Annotated in this window: 7 protein-coding genes; 2 read left to right on the forward strand and 5 right to left on the reverse strand. The window is 70.2% G+C overall.

What is annotated here, in order from left to right; genetic code table 11:
- The coding region (locus B2869_RS11080) for an endonuclease/exonuclease/phosphatase family protein (protein WP_292766389.1) at positions 1 to 883 on the forward strand (883 nt) is incomplete at its 5' end.
- Positions 884 to 1,013: 130 nt separating this feature from the next.
- Positions 1,014 to 2,219: a homoserine O-acetyltransferase MetX gene (metX, locus tag B2869_RS11085; protein WP_029258483.1), complete on the forward strand. Its 1,206-nt coding sequence runs from the start codon at positions 1,014 to 1,016 to the stop codon at positions 2,217 to 2,219.
- A 10-nt stretch (positions 2,220 to 2,229) separates the two neighbouring features.
- On the opposite strand, the gene B2869_RS11090 is transcribed toward metX, so the two are convergent.
- Genes B2869_RS11090 through B2869_RS11110 form a run of 5 tightly spaced genes read right to left on the reverse strand, consistent with a single transcriptional unit; the run spans position 2,230 to position 6,168 of the window.
- Positions 2,230 to 2,841 (reverse strand): NUDIX domain-containing protein, encoded by a 612-nt coding sequence (locus B2869_RS11090; protein WP_029258484.1) that lies wholly within the window; start codon positions 2,839 to 2,841, stop codon positions 2,230 to 2,232.
- Positions 2,842 to 2,876: 35 nt separating this feature from the next.
- Positions 2,877 to 4,106 (reverse strand): MFS transporter, encoded by a 1,230-nt coding sequence (locus B2869_RS11095; RefSeq protein ID WP_292766396.1) that lies wholly within the window; start codon positions 4,104 to 4,106, stop codon positions 2,877 to 2,879.
- A 9-nt stretch (positions 4,107 to 4,115) separates the two neighbouring features.
- A complete protein-coding gene (locus B2869_RS11100; protein ID WP_373695392.1) occupies positions 4,116 to 4,592 on the reverse strand; it encodes a GNAT family N-acetyltransferase in 477 nt (158 codons plus the stop codon).
- Positions 4,585 to 4,929, reverse strand: coding sequence for a thiamine-binding protein (locus tag B2869_RS11105; protein WP_292766399.1), 345 nt, complete (start codon positions 4,927 to 4,929; stop codon positions 4,585 to 4,587). Before B2869_RS11105 ends, B2869_RS11100 begins: the two co-directional genes overlap by 8 nt.
- Positions 4,930 to 4,932: 3 nt before the next feature.
- Positions 4,933 to 6,168 carry a hypothetical protein gene (locus B2869_RS11110; protein ID WP_292766401.1) on the reverse strand — a complete coding sequence of 412 codons (1,236 nt, stop codon included), beginning with the start codon at positions 6,166 to 6,168 and terminating at the stop codon, positions 4,933 to 4,935.
- Positions 6,169 to 6,324: the final 156 nt, after the last annotated feature.

Here is a 6,324-nt window from a genome sequence, read left to right on the forward strand (position 1 = left end):
TCTCGCCGCCGCCGGCGTCGCCGTGCTGCTCGTCGTCGCCGGCGGCTGGATCCCCGGAATCGTCGGCACAGCGGTCGCTGCCGCCCTCCCCTGGCTCGGTCTCGTGCTTCTCGCACTGCTGATCGCCGCATTGTTCCTCGCCCGCCGGGTGGTCGTCGTGATCCTGGTTCCCGCACTCCTGTGGGTCCTCGCGATGGCACCGGCTCTTCCCGCCCTCCCCGGTCCGACGGGGTCGGAGTCGGCCTCCGCCTCCGGACTGACGGTCGTGAGCCAGAACGTGAGGGCGCGATCCGGCGGGGCCGCCGCATCCGCGACCGAGCTCGCGCAGAGCGGCGCCGATGTGATCGCCCTCGTGGAGCTCGATGGAGACAGCCTCTCCGCGGCGCAGAACGCCCTCGCCGGGCAGTACCCGCATTCGTACACGGTCGGAACCGTCGGTGTGTGGAGCAGATATCCCCTCGCGAACGCCGAGCCCCTCACGCTGGGACTCAGCTGGAAGCGTGCGCTCCGTGTCGAGGTGCAGGTGCCGTCCGCGCCGGTCGCCGTCTATGTGATGCACGCCGCGTCGGTGCGGCCGGGGCACCAGCAGGACCGCGACACGATGCTGAGCGGACTCGCGGACCAGGTCGGCTCCGACCCTGCGGACTCCCTCATCGCCGTCGGCGACTTCAACGCACCGTCGACCGATCCGAGCCTGACGGCCTTGCGCGCGGAAGCCGATTGGGTGCGTCCGACGGATGGGAGCCTCGGGCTCACCTGGCCTGTCGCCTTCCCCCTCGTACGCATCGACCAGGTCTTCGTCCGCGGCCTCGATGTCGTCACGTCGGGCACGATGCGGGCGGGGAACAGCGATCATCTCGCCACCCTGACCCGAGTGCGCTGATACACCTGCCGACGACCGACGACCGACGCGACGATGCCGACGGGCCGCCTCGATCGTCGCGGTCGGGAGAGTCGGGACATCGGAGCGTAACCTGCCACCGACGAGTCCCGGACCAGGCGAGAATGGGAGCATGGATTGGCAGACGACCTCCGAGGACACGGTGCCCTCGGCGCCCGTGACGGAGGCCGACGTCAGGCTGCTCCGTGCCCGCCCGCCGGCGACCGGAGCATGGCGTGACGGAGACCCGGTGGGCGGGCGCCGGTTCGCCGCCTTCGGCGCCTTCTCGACGGAGAGCGGCGCCGAGCTCCCCGGCATCCGCATCGCCTACGAGTCCTGGGGCGAGCTGAACACGGCACGGGACAACGCCGTGCTCGTGCTGCACGCGCTCACCGGGGACAGCCATGTGCGCGGCGCAGCGGGATCCGGGCACCCCACCGCGGGCTGGTGGGAGGACATCACGGGCCCGGGAGCTCCGCTCGACACGGACCGCTGGTTCGTGATCGCCCCGAACATGCTGGGCGGCTGCCAGGGCTCGACGGGCCCCGCGAGCGTCGCCCCCGACGGCTACGAGTGGGCCTCCCGTTTCCCGTACCTCACGATCCGTGACCAGGTCGCCGCCCAGGTCCGCCTGGCGGATGCGCTCGGCATCGAGAGCTGGGCCGCTGTCATCGGCGGTTCCATGGGCGGGATGCATGCGCTGGAGTGGGCGGCCACACATCCCCAGCGCGTGCAGCGCCTCGCCGTGCTCTCATCTCCCCCGGTGACCACCGCCGACCAGATCGCGCTCAACACCGTGCAGTTGGAGACCATCCGGATGGATCCGCGGTTCCAGGGCGGTGAGTACTACGACCTCGGCGACGGTGACGGCCCGCACCGCGGCCTCGCCCTGGCGCGCCGTATGGCCCTGCTGAACTACCGCAGCCCGATCGAGCTCAACCAGCGTTTCCAGCGATCGTGGCAGTCCGACGTGTCCCCGCTCGGGCACGGCGGTCGCTTCGCCGTGGAGTCGTATCTCGACTTCCACGGCAACAAGTTCACACGCCGCTTCGACGCGAACAGCTACATCACGCTCGTCGAGGCCATGAACTCGCACGACGTCGGCCGTGGACGAGGGGGCGTCGAAGAGGCGCTGCACGGCGTCACCGCCACCACGCTGGTTCTCGGCATCGACAGCGATCGCCTCTTCCCCGTCGACGGACAACAGCGCATCGCCCGCAGCATCCCGAATGTCATCGACGACGAAGCCGTGGTGATCACGAGCGACTTCGGGCACGACGGCTTCCTGATCGAGACCGAGGCGGTGGGCTCGAACCTGCGGCGTCTGCTCGACAGCTGACCCCGGCCGCTCAGGTCGCGACGAACCGCCAGGGCAGCGCGCCCGCCTCGAGGCGTCCCTGCTCCCAGGCGAAGGCACGCCCGGCTTCGGACTCGAGCACCCGGGTCTGGAACAGCTGCGCCGCACCGCCCGACGACAGGGCCGATTCCACGTCGCTGAACGCAGCAAGCTGGTGGAGCGTGATCCACGTCGGCGGATACAGCGTCCACTCCCCCGCCGCGTGCCTCGCGAGCGCCTCCGCCGCCCGCACCCAGGCGATCTCCGCGACCTCGTCGGCAGCGGGCGAAGGCTCTCCGTCCGGCGCCTCGGCGAGGAAGAACCAGGTGCGGATACGCGTGGGGGCCTCCACCGGCGGCTGCCACTCGGAGAGCACCACGAGGTCGTCGACAGCGAGGCCCACCTCCTCGCGCGTCTCCCTGATCGCGGCACGGCGCGCGTTCTCGGACTCGTCGTCGCCGTCGTGGACGTCGCCCGGTTCGACCTTGCCCCCGGGGAAGACCCATGCACCCGCGAACGACCCGCGATCGGGTCGACGCATCAGCAGCACCTCGAAGGCGGGGTCCGACGCGCGCAGCAGGACAGCAGTGCCGGCGACGGGCAGGGACAGCTCGGGGGCACTCACCCCGTCACTCTACGACCGGACCGACCGCGGCGAAACTACGAGGCGACGAGCTCCGCTGCCGCCGGGCGACGTCCTTCGACGCGGTACGAGAGCAGCGCGATCAGCAGACCGGCCACGGCGAGCGCGGCACCGGTCCATGCCGGTGCGGTGAAGCCCCAGCCGGCGGCGATGACGACGCCCCCGAGGAATGCGCCCAGGCTGTTGCCGATGTTGAGCGCCGAGTGGTTCATGGCTGCGGCGATCGACTGGTTGTCGCCCGCCACGTCCATGAGCCGGGTCTGGATCGTCGGGCTCAGCACGGAGGAGACGAACCCGACCACCAGCACCACCGCGGCCAGGCTGACGATCCAGAACGACAGGAACGCCAGCAGCGCGAAGACCACGGCCATGGCGGCGAGTCCGAAGAGCAGCGTGCGGCGCAGGTCGATGTCGGCGAGGTGACCGCCGACGAGGTTTCCCGCCGTCATCCCGAGCCCCATGAGCACGAGGACGATCGGCACCACCCACTCCGGGGAGCCGGAGACCTCGGTCACCAGCGGGGCGATGTAGCTGTAGACGGCGAAGAATCCGCCGAAACCGATCGCGCCGACGCCCAGGGTGAACCACACCTGCGGGATACGGAACACCCGCAGTTCCTGGCGCATCGTGCGCCCCGGGTCTCCCGGATGTTCCGGGACGAAGAGCGCGATGCAGAGGGTGGCGAGAGCGAAGACGAGCGCCACGACGGCGAAGGCGGAGCGCCAGCCCCACTGCTGCCCGAGGAACGTCCCCAACGGCACGCCCACGACGTTGGCGACCGTGAGGCCGGTGAGGATGAACGCCACACCCTTGGCGCGGTTGCCCGGCCCCATCACATCGGCGGCCACGAGCGCACCGATGCCGAAGTATGCACCGTGCGGCAGCCCGGCGAGGAAGCGCGACGCGGCGACGAGCTCGAACGTGGGCAGCACGACCGTGAGGGCGTTGAACACCGTCAACGCGAGGGCCAGCACGATCATCACCCGATGCCGCGGGTAACGCGCGACGAAGCCGGCGATGGTCGGTGCGCCCACCACCACGCCGAGCGCGTAGAGCGAGATCAGCCAGCCGGCCTGGCTCAGCGCATCTTCCTGGCTGGTCGCCCAGAGCGAAGGCAGCAGGTCGGCGGCGATGTTGGGCAGCAGGCCCATGACCACGAATTCGGTCATGCCGATGCCGAAGCTGCCGATGGCGAGGGAGAGGAGCGCCCACTTCGCCGCACCCCTCGATTCAGTCGAGGGATTCACCGGATCAGCTTAGCGGCCGTCGGACCCGGAGGTCGCCCGCCCTGCGCGATCGAGCGTCATGAAGACATCAACGTCATCCTGGGTGTCGACGACGAAACCGTGGCGTTCGTAAAGACGGCGCGCCGGGCTGCCCTGGAGCACGTTGAGTCGATACGGGGTCGCGTCATCGAGCACGATCCCCAGCACGCGGTCACCGAGACCACGGCCCTGATGCGAGGTCGCGATGTAGAAGTGCTCCAGCCAGCGGGACTCCCCCTCCGCACGGATGGCGACCGAGCCGACATCGGTGCCGTCCACGACGATGATCCGGGTCTGCGTCGGTTCGAACGCATCACGGAACCGCTGCCGGACGCGGGTCTCGTCGAAACGCCCCAGCCGCTCCAGGTCGGCCCGAAGCACTTCGGCGCGGAGTTCCGCGATCCACTCGGAGTCGTCGGCCGTCGCCGGTCGAAGGGCGATCGACATGGACGAAGGGGAATCAGTCACCGGACTCCTCGACCGTTGCTTCGTCGATGGCTGCTTCCAGCCGCTCGATCTTCGCGTCCAGCTCTCCGGAGTAGCCCGGGCGGATGTCGGCCTTGAGCACGAGCGAGACCCGCGAGCCGAAGGGCATCACGGCCTCGGTCGCACGCTTCACGACGTCCATGACCGTGTCCCAGTCCGGCCCCTCGATCTCGGTGAACATGCTCGTGGTGCGGTGCGGCAGTCCGGACTCGCGCACCACCCGTACGGCGGCGGCCACGGCGTCGTGCACGGAGGCGTCGGTGCGCTCTGCCCCCGCGGCGGGGGTGCCGCTCGGGGCGACGGAGAAGGCGATCAGCATGTTTCACTCCTGGGTGTTCGGATGGCGGACGGGCACGCGCACGAGAGCGCGGATGCCCAGGACGAGCAGGACGACGAGAAGAACGTTGCGCACCGTGAGCACGGCGACCGAGAGGGCATCGGCCCGCAGCAGGGCGTCGTAGCCGATCGGATACACGACGCAGGTGAGCAGGCAGAGCGCGAGGACGACGACGGCCGGGACGCGTGCCCTGACCCGATCGAGCACGAGCCACAGGATCACGGGCGCGATCATCCAGGTCTGGAACTGCGGTGAACCGACCTTGTTGGTGACGATCAGAAGCGTCACCAGTGTGAGAGCGAGCGGAGGGAACAGTCGCGGGAAGCTCGCGCCGCGCACCGCCTTGAGTGCCCCGACCGCAGTCACCGCGAGCACCGCGATCGCCATGAGGGGTGTGAGCGCTGCGGCGACGACGTCGACCCCCGGCGCGGTGATCTGGAAGGTCAGGATCTCGAAGCTGTACTCGATGCGGGCGGCGCCGGCGACCGCGAGCCACAGGAAGGGGGTGGCGGCCACGGCTTCGATCTGCAGCCCTCGTCCGGTCTGCTCGGTCAGGAAGCCGAGGACCTCGGTGTCTGCCCCGAGCAGGAGCAAAGTCGCGACGACCCCGACACTGACGACGGCGGCGGCGACCAGCACCCGCACGCGCGCACGGAGCGCGACGACGGCGGCGAGCACGAGCGCACCGGGCCAGATCTTGATCCATGCCCCGATCGTGAGGAGAGCGGCGCCGACAGCGGGCCGCGACACGAGCCAGAGTCCGCCGATCACCGCGATCGGGACGGTGATCGCATCGATCCGGTAGAGCGCGATCGGTCCGAGGAGCACCAGTGCGCCGCACCAGAACCAGGCCGCGACACGGCGCGCGTGCGAGGGCGCGCGCCCCACCAGCACAGCGAAGGCGACAGCGTCGAGGATGACGACCAGGACCGCCCATCCGACGAGATACGCACTGGATACTCCGAGCAGAGGCACGAGCGGCGCGGAGAGCACGGCGGCGACGAGCATCGGCACGAGGGCGAGCTGAGGGTAGACCCATGTCTCGGTGACACCGACGATCGGTCCCCCGCCGAGTGCAGAGGACGCCCAGGGCTCGTATACGAGCACCACATCGCCCATGGGCTGGCTGGGGTAGACCCAGCCTGCCCATGCGGTGAGCGCGTGCACGATGAGGAAGACGCTCCACAGCGCGACCACCCGGGCCGTCGACGCGCGATTCACGCCAGGACGTCCGCGATCGCGAGTGGAAGGGCCTCGGCCACGTCCATCGCGACGATCGGATGCCCCGCCCCGCCGTCACGCACGCCGGCGGCGATACGCCCGGCGTGGCCGTGCAGCCACGCTCCGGCCGCGGCGACCTCGGCGATCGGGCGTCCG

Origin of the sequence: Microbacterium sp. UBA3486, from assembly GCF_002377845.1 — a bacterium.
Classification (GTDB): Bacteria; Actinomycetota; Actinomycetes; order Actinomycetales; family Microbacteriaceae; genus Microbacterium; species Microbacterium maritypicum_A.

Bases quoted from the DNA above. Each gene is read 5' to 3' on its own strand.
- metX (WP_029258483.1), top strand. From the start codon at position 1,014: ATGGATTGGCAGACGACCTCCGAGGACACGGTGCCCTCGGCGCCCGTG.
- B2869_RS11105 (WP_292766399.1), bottom strand. From the start codon at position 4,929: ATGCTGATCGCCTTCTCCGTCGCCCCGAGCGGCACCCCCGCCGCGGGG.